The organism is Kocuria sp. 2SI, from assembly GCF_005502825.1.
In the GTDB taxonomy this organism is placed as follows: domain Bacteria; phylum Actinomycetota; class Actinomycetes; order Actinomycetales; family Micrococcaceae; genus Kocuria; species Kocuria palustris.
This window is the reverse complement of the sequence record NZ_SCNB01000015.1, coordinates 38,533-55,381: the sequence shown is the minus strand read 5'-3', so window position 1 is coordinate 55,381 and position 16,849 is coordinate 38,533. Positions and strand designations below refer to the sequence as shown.

12 protein-coding genes and 2 pseudogenes are annotated in these 16,849 nt (G+C 71.2%); 3 read left to right on the top strand and 11 right to left on the bottom strand.

Going from position 1 to position 16,849, the window contains the following annotated elements:
- Positions 1–69: 69 nt before the first annotated feature.
- Positions 70–1,131 carry a phosphate ABC transporter substrate-binding protein PstS gene (pstS, locus tag FFS25_RS09580; protein WP_137802746.1) on the bottom strand — a complete coding sequence of 354 codons (1,062 nt, stop codon included), beginning with the start codon at positions 1,129–1,131 and terminating at the stop codon, positions 70–72.
- A 316-nt stretch (positions 1,132–1,447) separates the two neighbouring features.
- Here pstS and FFS25_RS09575 point away from each other — a divergent pair, with 316 nt between their 5' ends.
- On the top strand, positions 1,448–2,608 hold the full coding sequence (locus FFS25_RS09575; protein ID WP_137802745.1) for an FUSC family protein: 1,161 nt from the start codon (positions 1,448–1,450) through the stop codon (positions 2,606–2,608).
- 56 nt (positions 2,609–2,664) lie between these two features.
- Positions 2,665–4,053, top strand: a complete 1,389-nt coding sequence (gene radA / locus FFS25_RS09570) for a DNA repair protein RadA (protein ID WP_137802744.1) — start codon at positions 2,665–2,667, stop codon at positions 4,051–4,053.
- A 6-nt stretch (positions 4,054–4,059) separates the two neighbouring features.
- On the opposite strand, the gene FFS25_RS13805 is transcribed toward radA, so the two are convergent.
- Positions 4,060–5,553, bottom strand: coding sequence for a hypothetical protein (locus FFS25_RS13805; protein WP_249933850.1), 1,494 nt, complete (start codon positions 5,551–5,553; stop codon positions 4,060–4,062).
- Positions 5,554–5,576: 23 nt separating this feature from the next.
- Between FFS25_RS13805 and FFS25_RS09560 the strand changes: the two genes are divergently transcribed.
- Positions 5,577–6,557 carry an iron-sulfur binding domain-containing protein gene (locus FFS25_RS09560; protein WP_137802743.1) on the top strand — a complete coding sequence of 327 codons (981 nt, stop codon included), beginning with the start codon at positions 5,577–5,579 and terminating at the stop codon, positions 6,555–6,557.
- 25 nt (positions 6,558–6,582) lie between these two features.
- Here the strand turns inward: FFS25_RS09560 and FFS25_RS09555 are convergent, their stop codons facing one another.
- The 9 genes and pseudogenes from FFS25_RS09555 to FFS25_RS09520 form a co-directional block, all read right to left on the bottom strand.
- Positions 6,583–7,167, bottom strand: coding sequence for an amino-acid N-acetyltransferase (locus FFS25_RS09555; RefSeq protein WP_024289204.1), 585 nt, complete (start codon positions 7,165–7,167; stop codon positions 6,583–6,585).
- 148 nt (positions 7,168–7,315) lie between these two features.
- Complete coding sequence (locus tag FFS25_RS09550) at positions 7,316–9,970, bottom strand: ATP-dependent Clp protease ATP-binding subunit (RefSeq protein ID WP_137802742.1); 2,655 nt, start codon at positions 9,968–9,970, stop codon at positions 7,316–7,318.
- A 314-nt stretch (positions 9,971–10,284) separates the two neighbouring features.
- Positions 10,285–10,620, bottom strand: a complete 336-nt coding sequence (locus FFS25_RS09545; protein WP_006213592.1) for a histone-like nucleoid-structuring protein Lsr2 — start codon at positions 10,618–10,620, stop codon at positions 10,285–10,287.
- 181 nt (positions 10,621–10,801) lie between these two features.
- Positions 10,802–11,035 carry a hypothetical protein gene (locus FFS25_RS09540; protein WP_053446827.1) on the bottom strand — a complete coding sequence of 78 codons (234 nt, stop codon included), beginning with the start codon at positions 11,033–11,035 and terminating at the stop codon, positions 10,802–10,804.
- 6 nt (positions 11,036–11,041) lie between these two features.
- Complete coding sequence (gene lysS, locus FFS25_RS09535) at positions 11,042–12,493, bottom strand: lysine--tRNA ligase (protein WP_235444608.1); 1,452 nt, start codon at positions 12,491–12,493, stop codon at positions 11,042–11,044.
- A gap of 176 nt (positions 12,494–12,669) precedes the next feature.
- Positions 12,670–13,524, bottom strand: a pseudogene (gene panC / locus FFS25_RS09530) (pantoate--beta-alanine ligase); the annotation flags it as partial.
- 141 nt (positions 13,525–13,665) lie between these two features.
- Positions 13,666–14,556 (bottom strand): annotated as a pseudogene (locus FFS25_RS13800) (Rossmann-like and DUF2520 domain-containing protein); the annotation flags it as partial.
- 137 nt (positions 14,557–14,693) lie between these two features.
- The gene (locus FFS25_RS09525; RefSeq protein ID WP_137802741.1) at positions 14,694–16,274 is read right to left on the bottom strand and encodes a PH domain-containing protein; all 1,581 of its coding nucleotides are present in this window, start codon (positions 16,272–16,274) and stop codon (positions 14,694–14,696) included.
- Positions 16,275–16,285: 11 nt separating this feature from the next.
- The gene (locus tag FFS25_RS09520; protein WP_006213597.1) at positions 16,286–16,846 is read right to left on the bottom strand and encodes a PH domain-containing protein; all 561 of its coding nucleotides are present in this window, start codon (positions 16,844–16,846) and stop codon (positions 16,286–16,288) included.
- Positions 16,847–16,849: the final 3 nt, after the last annotated feature.

Here is a 16,849-nt window from a genome sequence, read left to right as displayed (position 1 = left end):
CCTCAGGGAGGCCCGGACGGGCCCGTCGCGGGGCGCGCATGCCGACTGGGTCGGCCTGCGCGCAGCGGATCAGCCGGCGGCGGTGATCTGGTCGATCGCGTCGTGCGCCTCCTGGCGCATTCCCTCGCTCAGCGGAGCGGAGTGCGCGGCGTCGGCAGAGGCCTGCTGGCCCTCCTCCGAGACCACGTACTGGCCGAAGGCCTTGGCCGCGTCGGCGGTGTCCTGATCCTGGTACTCGTTGCAGTAGATGTGGTACGAGACCAGGATGATCGGGTAGGCCCCGTCGGCCTCGGTGTCGCGGTCGAGCTCGAGCGCCATGTTGTTCTCGGCGCCGCCCTCGACGCGCTGGGAGGCGTCGACGGCCGCAGCGGCAGCGTCGGGGCTGTACTCGACGTAGTCTTCGCCCACGCCCACGGCCACGGTGCCCAGATCGCCGATGGCGGAGGCATCGGCGTAAGTGATGGCGCCGTCCGTGTCAGAGGCGGTGGAGACCACGCCGGAGGTGCCCTGGGAGTTCTCCTGGCCGGAGATCGGCCAGGACTCGGAGGCCTCGTCCGACCAGGCCTCGGGGGCGGCCGCATGCAGGTAGTCGGTGAAGTTCTCGGTGGTGCCGGACTCATCCGAGCGGTGCACCACGGTGATGTTCGTGTCCGGCAGATCGGCATCCGGGTTCTGCTGGGCGATGGCCGGATCGTTCCAGGTGGTGATCTCGCCGGAGAAGATGCCCGCGATGGTCTCGGCGTCGAGGTTCAGGGAGTCGATGCCCTCGAGGTTGAAGCCGACCGCGATCGGGGAGATGTAGGCGGGGACGTTGAACGCACCCTTGTCGCCGCACTGCTCCTTGGAGGACTCGAACTCCTCCTCGTCCATGGCGGCATCCGAGCCGGCGAAGCTCGCGCCGCCGGCCAGGAAGGCCTCGCGGCCGGCGCCGGAGCCATCCGGCGAGTAGCGGACCTCGACGGCCGGATCCAGCTCGCCGGCGCCATCCGACCAGGCGTTCATGGCCGCCTCCTGCGAGGACGCGCCCGCGCCCTGCAGCGTGGTCGTGCCGCCGCCGCCGCCGCAAGCGGTCAGTGCGATAGCGCCGATGGAGAGAATCGCGGCGCTCTGGCCGATGCGAGAAGCCTTCACGTGGTGCCCCTGTTCCTGTGGTTCTGCTGAAGCTGACGTGCCGGTGAGGTCCGGCGGCGCTGGACGAAGGCCCCGAATTCCCGGCCAAGCCCACCCAACGCTCACCGACTCTAGGATCGGCACGTAGCCGGACTCCGCTCAGGCCGTGAACGGAAGGTGAACTTCCCCGACCCTTCGGCGGTCTTTATGTATTGCTGAGCACATATTTTTTGATGGCGTGAGCGTCGTCATGCGGACCGCAAGCTCCCGAGCGGCCAGCATCGAGGCACCCTCGGTGCCACCGGCGAGGGGGCCAGATGCACCTAGGATGGCTCGCATGAGCGAAGCCGAGCAGAGTCCCGGGCTGGTGCACCGCGCCGGCAGGGAGTTCAGCGAGCGCGCCCGCGCCGGCGGGGCTCGCCTGCGCGGCGACATCCTGCAGGCCCTGCAGCTCACGGTCGCCGCGATCGGCGCCTTCGTCTTCGCCGAGAACGTGCTCGGGCACACGGGGCCGATCTTCGCGGCCACGGCGGCCACCGTGGCCCTCGGCTTCTCCAAGGGCGGGCAGCGCTACCGGCGCGTGCTCGAGGTCGCCATCGGCTGCACGCTCGGCATCGCGCTGGCCGAGGTGCTGATCCACTTCATCGGCGTCGGGACGTGGCAGGGCGGCGTCGTCATGCTGGTGTCCATCCTGCTGGCCCGGTTCCTGGACAGCGGCGTCCTGTTCACCACGCAGATGGCCCTGCAGTCGCTGCTGGTCGTCATGCTGCCGCCGTCGTCCGACGGCGCGTTCGCCCGCTCGACCGATGCCATGGTGGGCGGGGTCTTCGCCCTGCTCATGGCCTACCTGGTCCCCTCAGACCCCCGCCGCCAGCCGCGTGTGCACGTGCGCCGGCTGACCGATGAGCTCTCCGCCGTGCTGCGCGAGGCCGCCCAGGCCATCACCGAGGACGACTCCACGGCCGCATGGCACTGCCTGGTGCGCGCCCGGCGCACCCAGTCCGAGATCGATTCCGTGAAGACCGCGCTGCAGGCCTCCCAGGAGATCGCCGCGGCAGCGCCCGTGCATCGGCGCCACCGCTCGGAGATCGAGCAGATCGCGATCTCGGCGCACTACCTGGACCTGGCCGCGCGCGACAGCCGGGTGCTGGTGCGCCGGGTGGCCGGGGTCATCAACCACGTCACCCTGGCACCGGCTGCCATCGAGTCGATCTCCGAATGCCTGAGGGACATGGCGGATTCGACCGACACGGTGGGCCGCGCCCTGGCCGTCCCTCAGCGGGAGTCGCGCGAATCGTTCCTGCGCCAGGCGCGCAACGAGCTGATCACCGTGGCCGAGCGCCTGAACCCCCAGGACATGGGCGTGCAGACCCTCGAGGGCCAGACCCTTGTGCTGCTCATGCGGCCGCTGGCGGTGGACCTCCTCGAGGCCACCAACATGGACCACGAGGACGCCATCGCCCACCTGCCGGCCCTCGACGACTGGGACCGCATGTGAGCACCCGCTGTGCTGTCGGACCCGGTTCCTAGCGTGTGAGCCATGAGGTCGACGGCATGAGCACCAGGTCCAAGCGCAGCTCCTCGGGATACCGCTGCACGGAATGCGGGTGGAGCACCGTCAAGTGGGTGGGCCGCTGCGCCGAATGCCAGGCCTGGGGGACCATGGAGGAGGTCGGCGAGCACAAGGCCCGCACCACCCCGGCCCGCTCGATCGCCGATCCCGCCAAGCCCATCGCCCAGGTGGACGCCACCCAGGCCACCAGCGTCCCCACCGGCGTCGGAGAGCTCGATCGCGTCCTGGGCGGCGGGCTCGTGCCCGGCGCGGTGATCCTGCTGGCCGGGGAGCCGGGCGTCGGCAAGTCCACCCTCCTGCTGGACGTCGCGGCTCGCGTGGCCCAGGGCACCGCACCGCGCGGTCCGCGCTCGGTCCTGTACATCACGGGTGAGGAATCCGCGGCCCAGGTGAAGCTGCGCGCCGACCGCGTGGGCGCGCTGGCTGATTCCCTCTACCTCACCTCGGAGACGGATCTGTCCACCGCACTGGGACAGGTGGAGGCACTGTCGCCGGAGGTCCTGGTCGTGGACTCCGTCCAGACCCTGGCCAGCGCCGAGGTCGACGGCTCCGCCGGCGGCGTGACCCAGGTGCGGGAGGTCGCCGCCTCCCTGATCGCCGCGGCCAAGTCGCGGGGCATGACCGTGCTGCTCGTGGGGCACGTGACCAAGGAGGGGACCATCGCCGGACCCCGGCTGCTCGAGCACCTGGTGGACGTGGTCTGCCAGTTCGAGGGCCAGAAGCACTCGAGCATCCGGCTGCTGCGCGCGGTCAAGAACCGCTACGGCCCCACCGACGACGTCGGCTGCTTCGAGCTCGTGGACAGCGGCATCCGCTCGGTCTCGGATCCCTCCGGGCTGTTCGTCTCGCGCACCGCGCATCCGGTGTCCGGGACCTGCCTCACCGTGACCATGGAGGGGCGGCGCCCCCTGCTGGCGGAGGTCCAGGCGCTGCTGGACCAGTCCTCGACCGCCCAGCCGCGCCGCGCCACCTCCGGTCTGGACAGCTCGCGGGTGGCCATGCTGCTGGCCGTCCTGCAGCGCCGAGCGGGTGTGGGACTGGCCTCCATGGACGCCTATGTCTCGACCGTGGGCGGTGTGCGCCTCGGCGAGCCCGCCGCGGACCTGGCCACCGCGCTGGCACTGGCCTCGGCCGCACAGGACAAGCCCCTGCCCCAGCGCCTCGTGTGCTTCGGCGAGGTCGGCCTGGCCGGTGAGGTCCGGCCCGTTCCGGGGATCGAGCAGCGCATCCGGGAAGTCGCCAGGCTGGGCTTCACCCACGCCGTGGTCCCGGCCAGCCCGCAGGGGCTCAGCAGCATCCCCGACGGCTTCCGCGTCCGCGAGGTCACCAGCCTGGTGGAGGCCCTGCAGATCTTCTTCCCGCCGTCCTGACCTGTCTCACTTCAGGGTGAACTCGACCGGCTCCGCGGAGTCCTCGCCCAGCGAGACCTCCAGCTCATAGCCTCCGGCCGCGGCGTCCTCGAGATCCTCGGCGCACCCTTCCGCCGAGCGCTGGCGGTTCCACTGCATCCGGGCGCTCTCCTTGCCCCCGGCCTCGAGCTCGATCGGACGGTCCTGGCCGTCGATCTGGCAGTGCTTCGAGTCGAAGACCGTGTCGGAGCCGGAGGTGACCGTGTAGTCCATGCGCGCGGTGCCCGCATTGACCATGCAGGGGTCCTCGCCCGTGTTCTCGATGGTCATGATCAGGATCGGGTCCGCGTCCTCGGCATAGGTCTCGTGGTCCGTGGACCCCGTGATCTTCAGGGCATCGCCGCAGGCCTGTGCGGCCGGGCCGCTGGCGCCGTCGGTGGTCTCGTCCTGCGGGCGCGCGGAGAAGCCGTCGAAGGGATCCTCCGACTGCGCCGCCTCGGTGGCCGCCGCCTCGGGGTCCTCGGCCGTCTCCGAGCCGCCGGTGAGCGCGTTCACCGACCAGATGCCCACCGCGATCAGCAGCAGCACCACAGCTGCCGGGACCAGCAGGCGGGTCAGCCGCTGCGGATCACCGATCCAGCTGCGCCACCGCGACTGCCGAGCCTCCGGTGCCTCCGCCCAGTCCTCGTCGTCCCAGTCTTCGGCATATCCGCGCTCGTCGTCCCAGTCCTCGGGATAGCCGTGCTCGTCGCCCCAGGCGTCGCGATCGTGGTCGTCGTGCCGCCTGCGGTCAGGGCGCGCACCGCCTGCGGGCCGGCCGTGACGACGTCCCGCTGAGCCGCGCCGCTCCTCACGGTCCAGGTCCCCACCGCTCAGCTCCTCGACACGACCGCTCTGGGCTCGGCGCTGGTGCTCAAGCGCATCGCCGGGAGCGGCCTGCTCCCTCGATGAAGCCGCCCCGGCGGCGCGGCCCGGGCGCCGTCGCGCAGGCTTGCCGGTGGCCCAAGCAGGCAGCAGGTCGTCCTCCGGTGCGGAGGCTGCGCGCGAGGAGCGCGCACCGGAAGAAGACGAAGCAGCCCCGTCGCGGGACCCTGCACCGGCTGAGCTGCGCGGAGCAGAGGAGTACGGCTGAGGGGCCCCGAAGTCGTCGGGGACGTCATCGTCGTCCGGCAGCTGGGGACCGCGCGGGCCCGGGCCCACCGTGGACAGCTCCTCGGCGGAGTGCGGGATCAGGTCGTGGTCGTCCTGATCGATGGGGTCGTCGTCGAGGCCCTCGAAATCCAGCGGGTCCTCGGAGGACCGTCTGCGACCCGTGCGCTGCGGCGAAAACCGCGTCGCGGGCTCGGAGCTCGAGCGCGTCCGGGGCTGCGATCGTTCCTCGGACGGGGTCTGCGGCGCCTCCTGCTGCTCGGCACGGCGGCGGCGCCGGTGATGCTCGGGGGTCGTGGAGGCTCCGAGATCCGGCAGATCGAAGTCCCAGGGGGCGTCCCTGCGCCCGTCATCCGCGTCGTCCCGTGCCATGGCCTCCAGGCTACAGTGGCGCGATGCCCAGCCCGCACATCGCCGATCCCTCACCTCAGGATGCTCAGCGACTCGCGCAGATCCGCGACCGGATCGCCGCCTGGTACGCCAGCGACGGCCGCGACCTCCCCTGGCGCTGCCCCGAGCGCACCGCCTGGGGCGTGCTGGTCTCGGAGATCATGCTCCAGCAGACTCCCGTGGTGCGCGTGCTGCCCCGCTGGCTCGACTGGATGCGGCGCTGGCCCTCCCCCGCCGACCTTGCCGCGGCGCCGACCGCCGACGTCCTGCGCGCCTGGGACCGCCTGGGCTATCCCCGACGGGCCCTGCGGCTGCAGGCCGCCGCACAGGCGATCGTCGCGGACCACGGCGGCCGCGTGCCGCGCGAGCACGACCAGCTGCTGGCGCTGCCGGGCATCGGGGCCTACACGGCCGCGGCGGTCTCGGCCTTCGCCTTCGGCGAGCGCCAGTGCGTGATCGACACCAACATCCGACGCGTGCACGCTCGCCTCTTCTCCGGCAAGGGGCTGCCGAGCCGGTCCCTGACGGCAGCCGAGACCCGTCTGGCCCGCGCGCTGCTGCCCGAGCAGCGCGCGGCCTCGGTGGTGTGGAACCAGTCCGTGATGGAGCTCGGCGCCCTGATCTGCACGGCTCGGTCTCCGCGCTGCGACCAGTGCCCCGTGCAGGATCTCTGCGCCTGGATCGCAGCCGGTCGCCCGGAGCCGGAGGAGGCCCCGCGGGGACAGTCCTGGAAGGGCACCGACCGGCAGGTGCGCGGCGCGGTCATGGCGGTGCTGCGCGCCGCGGATCAGCCGGTCCCGGAGAGCTGGCTGACGCGGGACCAGCAGGTCACCCTGCCGCGCGGCGCGAGTGCGGATCTGGCCCGCCCCCTCGAGGCCCTGCTGACGCTCGAATCCCCCGTCGAGCAGCGACAGCGCGCGGTCGACGGCCTGGTCTCCGATGGCTTGGCCCACCGCCGCGGCGACAGGATCGCTCTGCCCGGCTGATCCCGACCGGTCTGCGCGGCCCCCGTCAGAGCGTGAGGATCATCCGGGTGTTGCCCAGCGTGTTGGGCTTCACCCGGGCGAGGTCCAGGAACTCGGCCACGCCCTCGTCATGGGAGCGCAGCAGCTCCGCGAAGACGTCCGGGTCGATCGGGCGCTGATCGGCCATGACCCGGAAGCCCTGGCGCTGGAAGAACTCCACCTCGAAGGTCAGGCAGAAGACCCGGTCCACCCCCAGCCTGCGCGCCCGCTCCAGCAGGGCCTCCACGAGCCGCCACCCCACGCCCTGCCCGCGCACCCGCGGGTCGGCGGCCAGGGTGCGGATCTCGGCGAGGTCCTGCCACATCACGTGCAGGGCCCCGCAGCCCACGATCCGGGCCGAGGTCCCGCTGGGCGACGGCTGCCCGTAGGCGATCCCGGACTCGTCGACCAGGCCGGCGCCGGAGGGGTCGTCGTCCACGAGCTCGGCGATGAGGAACTCCTGGATGCCCTCGTAGTACGCGACGGTCTCCTTGATCACCAGCACGCCCTCCTGCGCCAGCGGACCCACGAGGGCCTTGATCGCGTGGACGTCGCCCGTGGTGGCAGGGCGCAGGCGCAGCTCGAGAGTCATCCGGAAAGTGTACGACCGCCCGCGACCCTCGCCCTCGCCGGGGCCCCGGCCGAGCCCGGAGAGCGCAGACGCCGACGCCCTCCCCGAGCTGAGCTCGGGGAGGGCGTCGATGACAGGTGCCGCAGCGGATCGGCCCCGTGCCGGAGGATCAGGCCGTGGTCGGACCCGACTCCGGGCCGTGGCCGGGCTCGGGAGCCTCGGCGCCGGCCGATCCGGTGTCGCCGTCGGTGCTGTGCGGGACGTTGGTCCCGGACGGCACCTCACCGGGCACCAGATCCGGATCCTGAGCGGAGCCGTCCTGGTCGTCGTCGGAGAACTCCGTGTCCGGCAGCTCCGACATGGCCACCGACGAGAACGTCAGCTTGGCGTCGTCGCCGTCTCCGTCCACATCCACGGAGACGCGCTCGCCCTCCTTGATGTCGCCGAAGAGGATCTTCTCCGAGAGCGTGTCCTCGATCTCGCGCTGGATCGTGCGGCGCAGCGGACGGGCGCCCATGGTTGGGTCGTAGCCCCGCTTGGCCAGCACCTTCTTGGCGGCGTCCGAGACCACGATCGACATGTCCTGCTCGCGCAGGCGCTCCTGGAGACGGGCGACGAACAGATCGACGATCTGGACGATCTCCTTCTCCTCCAGCTGCGGGAACACGACGATCTCGTCCACGCGGTTGAGGAACTCGGGGCGGAAGTGCTCCTTGAGCTCGTCGTTGACGCGCTGCTGCATGCGCTCGTAGTTCGTGGTCGAGTCGTTGCCCGCCTGGAAGCCCATGGGGACGCTGCGCGAGATGTCCTTGGTGCCCAGGTTCGTGGTCATGATGATCACGGTGTTCTTGAAGTCCACCACGCGGCCCTGCGAGTCGGTCAGTCGACCGTCCTCGAGGATCTGCAGCAGCGAGTTGAACAGGTCCTGGTGCGCCTTCTCGACCTCGTCGAAGAGCACGACGGAGAACGGCTTGCGGCGGACCTTCTCGGTCAGCTGGCCGCCCTCCTCGAAGCCGACGTAGCCGGGAGGGGCACCGAACAGCCGCGAGACCGTGTGCTTCTCCTGGTACTCGGACATGTCCAGCGTGATGAGGGAGTCCTCATCGCCGAACAGGAACTCCGCCAGCGACTTGGCCAGCTCCGTCTTGCCGACGCCCGTGGGGCCGGCGAAGATGAACGACCCGCCGGGGCGCTTGGGGTCCTTGAGGCCCGCACGCGTGCGTCGGATGGAGCGGGAGAGAGCCTTGATGGCCTCCTCCTGGCCCACGACGCGCTTGTGCAGCTCCTCCTCCATGCGGATGAGGCGGCCGGACTCCTCGTCGGTCAGGCGGTACAGCGGCACGCCCGTGGCCGCGGAGAGCACGTCCGAGATGACCTCTGGGGTGACCTCGGCGACCTGGTCGCCGCCCTCGCGCCAGGCGGTGTCCTTGTCATCGCGCTCGGACAGCAGCTTCTGCTCCTGATCGCGCAGCGAGGCGGCCTTCTCGTAGTCCTGGCCCTCGATCGCATCCTCCTTGGCCTGCTTGACCTTGGCGATGCGCTCGTCGAGCTCCTTGATCTCCGGCGGGGCCGTCATGCGCTTGATGCGCAGGCGGGCACCGGCCTCGTCGATCAGGTCGATCGCCTTGTCCGGCAGGAAGCGGTCCGAGATGTAGCGGGCCGACTGGTGCACGGCGGCCTCGAGGGCCTCGTCCGAGATCGACACGCGGTGGTGCGCCTCGTACTTGTCGCGCAGGCCCTTGAGGATCTCGATCGAGTGCGCCTCGGAGGGCTCGTCGACCTGGATCGGCTGGAAGCGGCGCTCGAGCGCTGCGTCCTTCTCGATGTGCTTGCGGTACTCATCCAGCGTGGTGGCGCCGATGGTCTGCAGCTCGCCGCGGGCCAGCATGGGCTTGAGGATCGAGGCGGCGTCGATCGCGCCCTCTGCGGCACCCGCGCCGACGAGCGTGTGGATCTCGTCGATGAACAGGATGATGTCGCCGCGGGACTTGATCTCCTTGAGCACCTTCTTGAGGCGCTCCTCGAAATCGCCGCGGTAGCGAGAGCCGGCCACGAGCGAGCCGAGGTCCAGCGTGTAGAGGTGCTTGTCCTTGAGCGTCTCCGGGACGTCGCCGCGCACGATGGCCTGGGCCAGACCCTCGACCACGGCGGTCTTGCCGACGCCCGGCTCGCCGATCAGCACCGGGTTGTTCTTGGTGCGCCGCGACAGGACCTGCATGACGCGCTCCATCTCGCGGGCGCGCCCGATCACGGGGTCGAGCTGGCTCTCGCGGGCCGCTGCCGTCAGGTTGCGCCCGAACTGGTCGAGCACAGCCGAGCCCGCGGGGGTGCCCTCGCCGGAGGTGCGAGCGCCTGCGCCGGCGGTCTCCTTCTCCTCGCCGCCGGACTGGTAGCCCGAGATCAGGTCCAGGACGGTCGAGCGGACCTTCTGCGGCTCGGTGCCGAGCTTGGTGAGCACCTGGGCGGCCACGCCCTCGCCTGCGCGGATGATGCCCAGCAGGATGTGCTCGGTGCCGATGTAGTTGTGCCCGAGCTGCAGCGCCTCGCGCAGGGAGAGCTCCAGGACCTTCTTGGCCCGCGGCGTGAAGGGGATGTGCCCGGAGGGGGCCTGCTGGCCCGGGCCGATGATGTCCTGGACCTGCTCGCGGGCCCCGTTGAGGGTGATGCCCAGCGAGTCCAGGGCCTTGGCGGCCACGCCCTCGTTCTCGTGGATGAGGCCCAGCAGCAGGTGCTCGGTGCCGATGTAGTTGTGGTTGAGCATCCTGGCCTCCTCCTGGGCCAGGACCACGACCCGTCGGGCCCGATCGGTGAATCGTTCGAACATGGATACTCCTCAGTCGATGTTTGGCACCGATGCTACGCACGCCGGAGGGTCTCGCCGCCATTGTTCGCCACCGGCGAGACGACCCCGCACTGCCCCCCGAAGGAGCCTTCTGACAGGCGGCCGGAGGCAGCGGCGCTCAGGGCACGGCGGTCCCCGAATGAGGAATCCCCGCACGTCCGGAAGGACGAGCGGGGATCCGCACTGCGATGGAACGGCAATCTCAGATCGAATACCTGCGGGCATTCACCACGAGTTCGTTTCCGAAGCGACCTGAGATTCTCGATTCGGTGATGAATCCCTCAGGCCGCGCGCGCTCACTTGTGAGCGGCGTAGTACGCGTCCTGGACCTCCTGGTGGATGCGGCCGCGATCGGAGACGTTGTAGTTGTTCTCCTTCGCCCAGGCACGGATCTTGGGGGTGTCCGGATTGGCGCGGGTGCCCGAGGACTTCGCGGCGGGGCGGCCGGCCTGCTTGGCCTGAGCCCGGCGGGCCTTGCCCACGTACGGGCGGATGGCCGCGCGCAGCTTGTCCGCGTTGGCGGAGGAGAGGTCGATCTCGTACTGCGCGCCGTCCAGGCCGAAGCGGACGGTCTCGTCCGCGGGGCCGCCGTCCAGGTCGTCCTCGAGAATGATCTTCACGGTCTGCGCCATGTGTGGAGCTCCTTCAGCATTGATTCGATGTGCTCGTGCGGTCAGGAGATCCGCGGAGCCGATTCCGGGCCCGATCACCACGAATTGCGCACTCAGGATCCCCTATTGCCCGCAACTATAGATATCGGATGCCGCTGAAAGCAATTCCCCGGCTCGGAGAAGCCGGGGAATCGGAGAAGAATCAACTGCGCGGTGCATCCTGATGTTCATCGGATCCGCTCCGAGCGGAACCGCGTCCGCCGGATTCCCGCGCCTTCAGATCCTGATACCACTTCTCGGCATCGGCCTGATCGCGATTCACGGCCTCCTGCGCACGGCGCTCACCGCGATCGGCCCGGAACAGGGCCCGCATGGTGAACCAGAAGATCAGCCCCACCCCGATCGAGGGCAGGAGCACAGCGATGTATTCGCCCATGGCGGATCAGTCCTTCTCGGGCTTCATCAAGGGGAACAGGATCGTGTCGCGGATGCCCAGATCCGTGAAGAGCATGATCAGACGGTCCAGGCCCAGCCCCAGTCCGCCCATGGGCGGGGCGCCGTGCTCGAGGGCGCGCAGGAAGTCCTCATCGAGCTGCATGGCCTCGTCGTCGCCGGCCGCGGCCAGGCGGGACTGCTCGGTGAGCCGCTCGCGCTGCACCACCGGGTCGATCAGCTCGGAGAACGCGGTGCCGCGCTCCATGCCGCCGATGATCAGGTCCCAGGCCTCGATGACGTCCGGCTTGTCGCGGTGCGGCCGGGCCAGCGGCTGGGCCGCCGGCGGGTAGTCGCACACGAACGTGGGCTGGATCAGCGTGGGCTCCACGATCTCTCCGAAGAGCTCGATCACGAGCTTCTCGGCACCCCAGGCGGGATCCACCGAGACGTCGTGCTCGGCGGCGATCGCCCGCAGCGCCTCGGCGGGGGTCTCGGGCGTGATCTCCTGTCCCACGGCCTCCGAGAGCCCCGGGTAGACGCTCAGCCACGGCCACTCGCCGCGCAGGTCGATCTCGCCCTTGGCGGTGCGCAGCGGGCCGTCGATCCCCAGGGCGTCGGCGGCGGCCACGATCATGCGCTGCATGAGCTCGGCCTGCGAGAACTGATCGCCCCAGGCCTCGTAGACCTCCAGGGTGGTGAACTCCGGGGAGTGCGTGGAGTCCACGCCCTCGTTGCGGAACACCCGCCCGATCTCGAAGACCCGCTCCACCCCGCCCACGACGGCGCGCTTGAGGTAGAGCTCCGTGGCGATGCGCAGGGTCATGTCCTGATCGAACGCATTGAGGTGCGTGGCGAACGGACGGGCCGTGGCGCCGCCGTGCACGAGCTGCAGCACGGGGGTCTCGATCTCGATGTAGCCCTCGTCCTCGAGCGTGCGGCGCACCGCGGAGATGATCGCGGCCCGCTTGCGGACCACGTCGCGCGCCTCCTGGCGCACGAGCAGGTCCAGGTAGCGCTGCCGGACGCGGGTCTCCTCGCTGAGCTCGGATCCCTCGTAGAGATTGGGCAGCGGCCGCAGGGCCTTGGAGGCCATCTGCCAGGAGGCCACCATGACGGAGAGCTCGCCGCGGCGGGAGCGGATCACGGTGCCGGTGGCGGCCACGAAGTCGCCCAGGTCCACCAGGGACTTCCACTCGGCCAGCGACTCCTCGCCCACGACCGACTTGGAGAGCATGAGCTGCAGCTGGACGCCGTCGCCGTCCTGCAGGGCCGCGAAGCACAGCTTGCCGGTGTTGCGCACGAACACCACGCGCCCGGTCACGGAGACGACGTCCTCGGTCTCCTCGCCGGTCTCCAGATGCTCCCAGCCGTCGCGGACCTGGGGCAGCGTGTGGGTCCGGGGGACCTCGACCGGGTAGGCCTGGCGACCCGTCTCGAGCAGCGCGGCGCGCTTGTCCATGCGGAACTGCCGCTGCTCGTCGCTGCGGGCGGCCTCGGCCGCGGCGGACGAGGACTCGGGTGCGGGGCTGGCTGCGTTCTCGCGCGTCTGATCAGTGGTCACAGTCCCCCAGGATAGCCACCGGCCGGGGTGTCGTCGCATCGGCACCGGGCCCCCGACCGGCGGTGAGAGCCGCCTCACGGACGCGGGGCGGCCTCGATCTCCCGGTTGTCGATCAGCCGCGTGGTCCCCACCCGCGCCGCCACCAGGGCCAGGGCTCCGGGGCGCGGCGGGATCTCGCTCAGGGTCTCAGGCTCCACGACCACGAGGTAGTCGAGCTCCACCGTGCGCCCGGTGCCGATCGGCTCCTCGTCGATCCGACGGCGGGCCCCCGCCAGGTCGATCTCCCCGAGGGCGAGCTCCCCCAGCGTGCGGGAGAGCACGAGCCCGGCCCGACGCTCGTCGTCGTCCAGGTACGCGTTGCGCGACGACAGCGCGAGCCCGTCCGGGGCCCGCACGATCGGGACCGGCCGGATCTCGACGTCCAGGTTCGTGTCGCGGACCATGCGCTGCACGATCAGCAGCTGCTGGGCGTCCTTCTGCCCGAAGTACGCGCGCAGCGGCTGCTCCGTGCGTCCTGAGACCAGGCTCAGCAGCTTGTTGACGACGGTGACTACGCCGTCGAAGTGGCCGGGGCGCGAGGCTCCGTCCAGCACCGTCCCGAGCCGCCCCGAGCTCACGGTCACCAGCGGGTCCCCGCCCGGGTACATGTCCTCGAGCCCGGGAGCGAAGACCAGATCGACGCCCAGCCCCCCGAGCAGCTCCAGGTCTGCCTCCAGGTCCGACGGGTAGCGCTCGAAGTCCTCGTTCGGTCCGAACTGCAGCGGGTTCACGAAGATGGAGACGATCACCAGGTCGTTCTCCTCGCGGGCCCGGCGCACCAGGTGCGCGTGCCCCTCGTGCAGCGCGCCCATGGTCGGCACGAAGCCGATGGACAGCTGCCCTCCCCGCCGGGCGACCTCCCGCCGCACGGCGGCGCGCAGCTTCTCCGGCTCGCGCACTACGACGGGGTCCGACGATTCCGCGGAACCGCGCGGCGCCGAGGCATCGGCCGCGGGGAAGCCGCCGAGAGCGGCGGCGCCCTGCCCGGCGGCCGCGTGGGCGCTGCCGGATCCCTCGCTCCGGCTCCGGCTCAGCGCCTCGAGGACCTGCGCGTGCTGGGCCTCGGTGAGCATGCCGCGGTCCCGGGCTCGGTCAGCCGTCAGGGCCGCGAGCGCCCGGTAGGCCCGGTCGATGTCCTGCTGACCGGTGCCCAGGGCGTGCTCGGCGAGGGTCTGGCGGTGCTCGGCCACGGTGCCGGCGTCGCCGCGGGCCACCGGGCCGGTCAGCGCCGACTCCCCTGCCGACAGCGCATTGTCCAGGGCGGCCCGCGCCAGGGGTCCGAGCACGCGCTCCGGCTGCTCGAGTCCCAGCTCGCCCAGCAGCTGCAGGGCCTGGCCGGTGATCGTGGTGAGGTGGTTGGCGCCGTGGGCCAGGGCCGCGTGGTAGATCGGGCGGTCGGCCTCGGCGATGACCACGGGCTCGCCGCCCATCTCCATGACCAGCGCCTGCGCGATCGGCAGCACCGCCGCCGGGGCGGTGACACCGAACGCGCAGCCGCTGAGTCGCGGCAGGTCCAGACTCAGCCCGGTGAACGTCATGGACGGGTGGATCGCCAGCCCGATGGCTCCGGCCTGCCGCGCCGGCTCCAGGACCTCCACGCCCCAGCGGCCGGCGGTGTGTGCCACGAGCTGCCCGGCCTGCCAGTGCCCGGTCGCGGCCAGTCCGCTCACCAGGTCGGCCAGCTGATCGTCGGGAACGGCCAGCAGCACGAGCTCCGCGCGCTCCACGATCTGCTGCGGGGTGAGGATCGGGACCTCGGGCAGCAGCAGCTCGGCACGCTCCCGGGAGGCCTCCGAGACGGCGGCGACCCCCACCACCCCGTGCCCGGCGGCACGCAGCGCGGCTCCCAGCACCGCCCCCACTCGCCCGGCGCCGATCACGCCCACTCCCAGGCGCCCGGGGCGGTTGGCGGCTTCGCTCACGGTCTTCTCCTGTGTGCTCTCGGGTCTCTGGGCCGACGCCCGCTTGCGACGGTCCCGACGGCTCCTGCGACGGTGCTGCTGCGACGCTCCGGCGCAGCGCCACCACCCTATGACGGGCGGTGCGCTCGCGCGCACGCTCAGCCCCTGGCGCCCACGAGGGTGTGCTTCTCATGCGCCCGCAGCGACTGCTCGGACACGAAGCGCTCGGCGACCTCCCGGTCCATGGCCATGATCATGGGGCTGACCGGTCCCTGGATCGAATGCAGGCTGACGTCCGAGAGATCCAGCCAGCGCGCCAGCGGCCCTCGCGAGATCTCCATCGACTGGATCTTCCCGTGCGGGACCAGGCAGGCGGTGCGGGAGAGCCTGCCGTCGATCGTGACGACCTCACGCCGCGTCACCGAGAAGCCCCGACGACGGCGCACGACCCAGGAGATGCGCGCCGCTCGGCGCGGCGAGATCGTGAACCGGCACTCGGGATCCTCTACGAGATCGGCCGTGAGGCCGTAGCACGCCGTCTCGAAGGCCTCGCGCGACTCGTCGGCGCCCAGCGCCTCGGCGAGCATGATCGCCAGGTGCTCGTCGGTCGCCACCGGGATCAGCGTGGTGCGCCCCGAGCCGTTCATCTCCTCGGCGGGATCGCCGTAGCCGGCCACGTTGATCGCCACGCGGCTCCAGCCCGGGCGCCGCCACAGCATGGGGCGGTTCACCTTCAGCGCCTGGATCCGGCCCGTGGGCACGGTCTGGGAGACCGTGCTGAGCAGCCCGTAGCGCAGCCGCAGACCGCTGTCGGTGCGGTAGGCGCTGAAGCCCCAGGTCTTCTCGAGGCGCTGGAAGAGCGAGACCACCAGTCCCACGACGACCGGGATCCAGCCCGCGAAGGCCGCGCCCATGAACTCGGGGAAGAAGATCAGCGCCGCGAGCGCCGCCGCCCCGACGACCACCAGCATCACCATGGACGGGCTCAGGGCCCAGGACAGCAGGACGCGGCTCACGGGAACGCGCAGCAGCAGCTGCTCTGCGCCGTGGTCCTGAGCCGCGGCCGGGACAGCGGCTCGCGCCCAGGGCAGCGCCGCCTCGGCATCGCCGGCCTCCGCAGGGGCCTCCGGCTGCGGACGGCTGCGCGAGAGCAGCTGGGAGCGCAGCCGTCGTGCGTGGGCATGGGTCAGGTAGCGCAGCACGACGGCCGACTCGCCGGCATCGGCGACCTCGAAGCTCAGCTCGGCCAGGCCGAAGATCCGCGCGCCCAGGGGCCGCCGGATGTCGAGGGCCTGGACGCGATCCAGGCGGGTCTGGCGCTCCTGGCGGGCCAGGGCGCCCTGGCGCAGACGCACGTGGGTGCCGGTGATCTGATACGTGGTGAACCACCAGGCGACCAGCGAGAACAGGGCCACGACCACCAGCAGGCCCACGACGACCACCACGCCCACCAGCAGCAGTACGAGCCACAGGACGGTGCCCTCGAGCATCGAGGCCCAGCCCGGCAGGCCCTCCGCGGAGTCGTTGAGACCGGGGCCGTCGCCGCGGAAGAAGCCGTCCATGACGTTGGACAGCAGCACTCCCAGGACCGCGAGCACCACGATCCAGCCGCGGATCAGCGGCGAGAGCGGGTGGAGGCGGTGCCAGTCCTCGGCCGAGTCCGGCTGATGCGCCTCCGCCTCCGGGGAGGCGCCCGTCGGCTGGGCCTCCGAACGCTGCGCAGGGCTGCGATCGGACATCTGCTCGCCCCTCACAGCTCGATCAGGCGGGCTTCCCCGCGCTCGGTGAGCCTCTCGCGCAGCCGCCTGGCCTCTTCGGCGGTGATCCCCGGCAGCTCGGCGTCGGTCTCCGCCGAGGCGGTGTGCAGGGTGATCGACGACAGCCCGAACATCCGCAGGATCGGTCCGCTGCTGACGTCCACGTACTGCATGCGGCCGTAGGGCACCACGACCAGCGTGCGGACCAGAAGGCCCTTGCGGACCATGAAGTCATCCGCGTCCTCGCGGTAGCCGTAGGAGCGCACGCGCCGCGGGGTCAGCAGGACCTGCACGAGGCACAGCACCGCGACCCCGAGGGGCCACGGCAGCACGGCCCACCACGAGGCCTCGCCCCACACGCCCACGAGCTTGAGCACGAGCGGCCAGCCCACCGCCGCCGCGAAGATCAGATAGCCGATCACCTCCGAGATCACGCGCACTCGGATGTACCTGGGGTCCAGCCCCTTCCACTGTCCGTCCTGGGGGCCGGGGGCCGGCAGGGTGGCAGGATCATCAGCGCGCAGCCTCGGAGCGCCGTCGGGCTCATGGGTCATGAT

Bases quoted from the DNA above. Each gene is read 5' to 3' on its own strand.
- FFS25_RS09575 (WP_137802745.1), top strand. From the start codon at position 1,448: ATGAGCGAAGCCGAGCAGAGTCCCGGGCTGGTGCACCGCGCCGGCAGG.
- radA (WP_137802744.1), top strand. From the start codon at position 2,665: ATGAGCACCAGGTCCAAGCGCAGCTCCTCGGGATACCGCTGCACGGAA.
- FFS25_RS13805 (WP_249933850.1), bottom strand. From the start codon at position 5,553: ATGGCACGGGACGACGCGGATGACGGGCGCAGGGACGCCCCCTGGGAC.
- FFS25_RS09560 (WP_137802743.1), top strand. From the start codon at position 5,577: ATGCCCAGCCCGCACATCGCCGATCCCTCACCTCAGGATGCTCAGCGA.
- FFS25_RS09555 (WP_024289204.1), bottom strand. From the start codon at position 7,167: ATGACTCTCGAGCTGCGCCTGCGCCCTGCCACCACGGGCGACGTCCAC.
- FFS25_RS09550 (WP_137802742.1), bottom strand. From the start codon at position 9,970: ATGTTCGAACGATTCACCGATCGGGCCCGACGGGTCGTGGTCCTGGCC.
- FFS25_RS09545 (WP_006213592.1), bottom strand. From the start codon at position 10,620: ATGGCGCAGACCGTGAAGATCATTCTCGAGGACGACCTGGACGGCGGC.
- FFS25_RS09540 (WP_053446827.1), bottom strand. From the start codon at position 11,035: ATGGGCGAATACATCGCTGTGCTCCTGCCCTCGATCGGGGTGGGGCTG.
- lysS (WP_235444608.1), bottom strand. From the start codon at position 12,493: ATGGACAAGCGCGCCGCGCTGCTCGAGACGGGTCGCCAGGCCTACCCG.
- FFS25_RS09525 (WP_137802741.1), bottom strand. From the start codon at position 16,274: ATGTCCGATCGCAGCCCTGCGCAGCGTTCGGAGGCCCAGCCGACGGGC.
- FFS25_RS09520 (WP_006213597.1), bottom strand. From the start codon at position 16,846: ATGACCCATGAGCCCGACGGCGCTCCGAGGCTGCGCGCTGATGATCCT.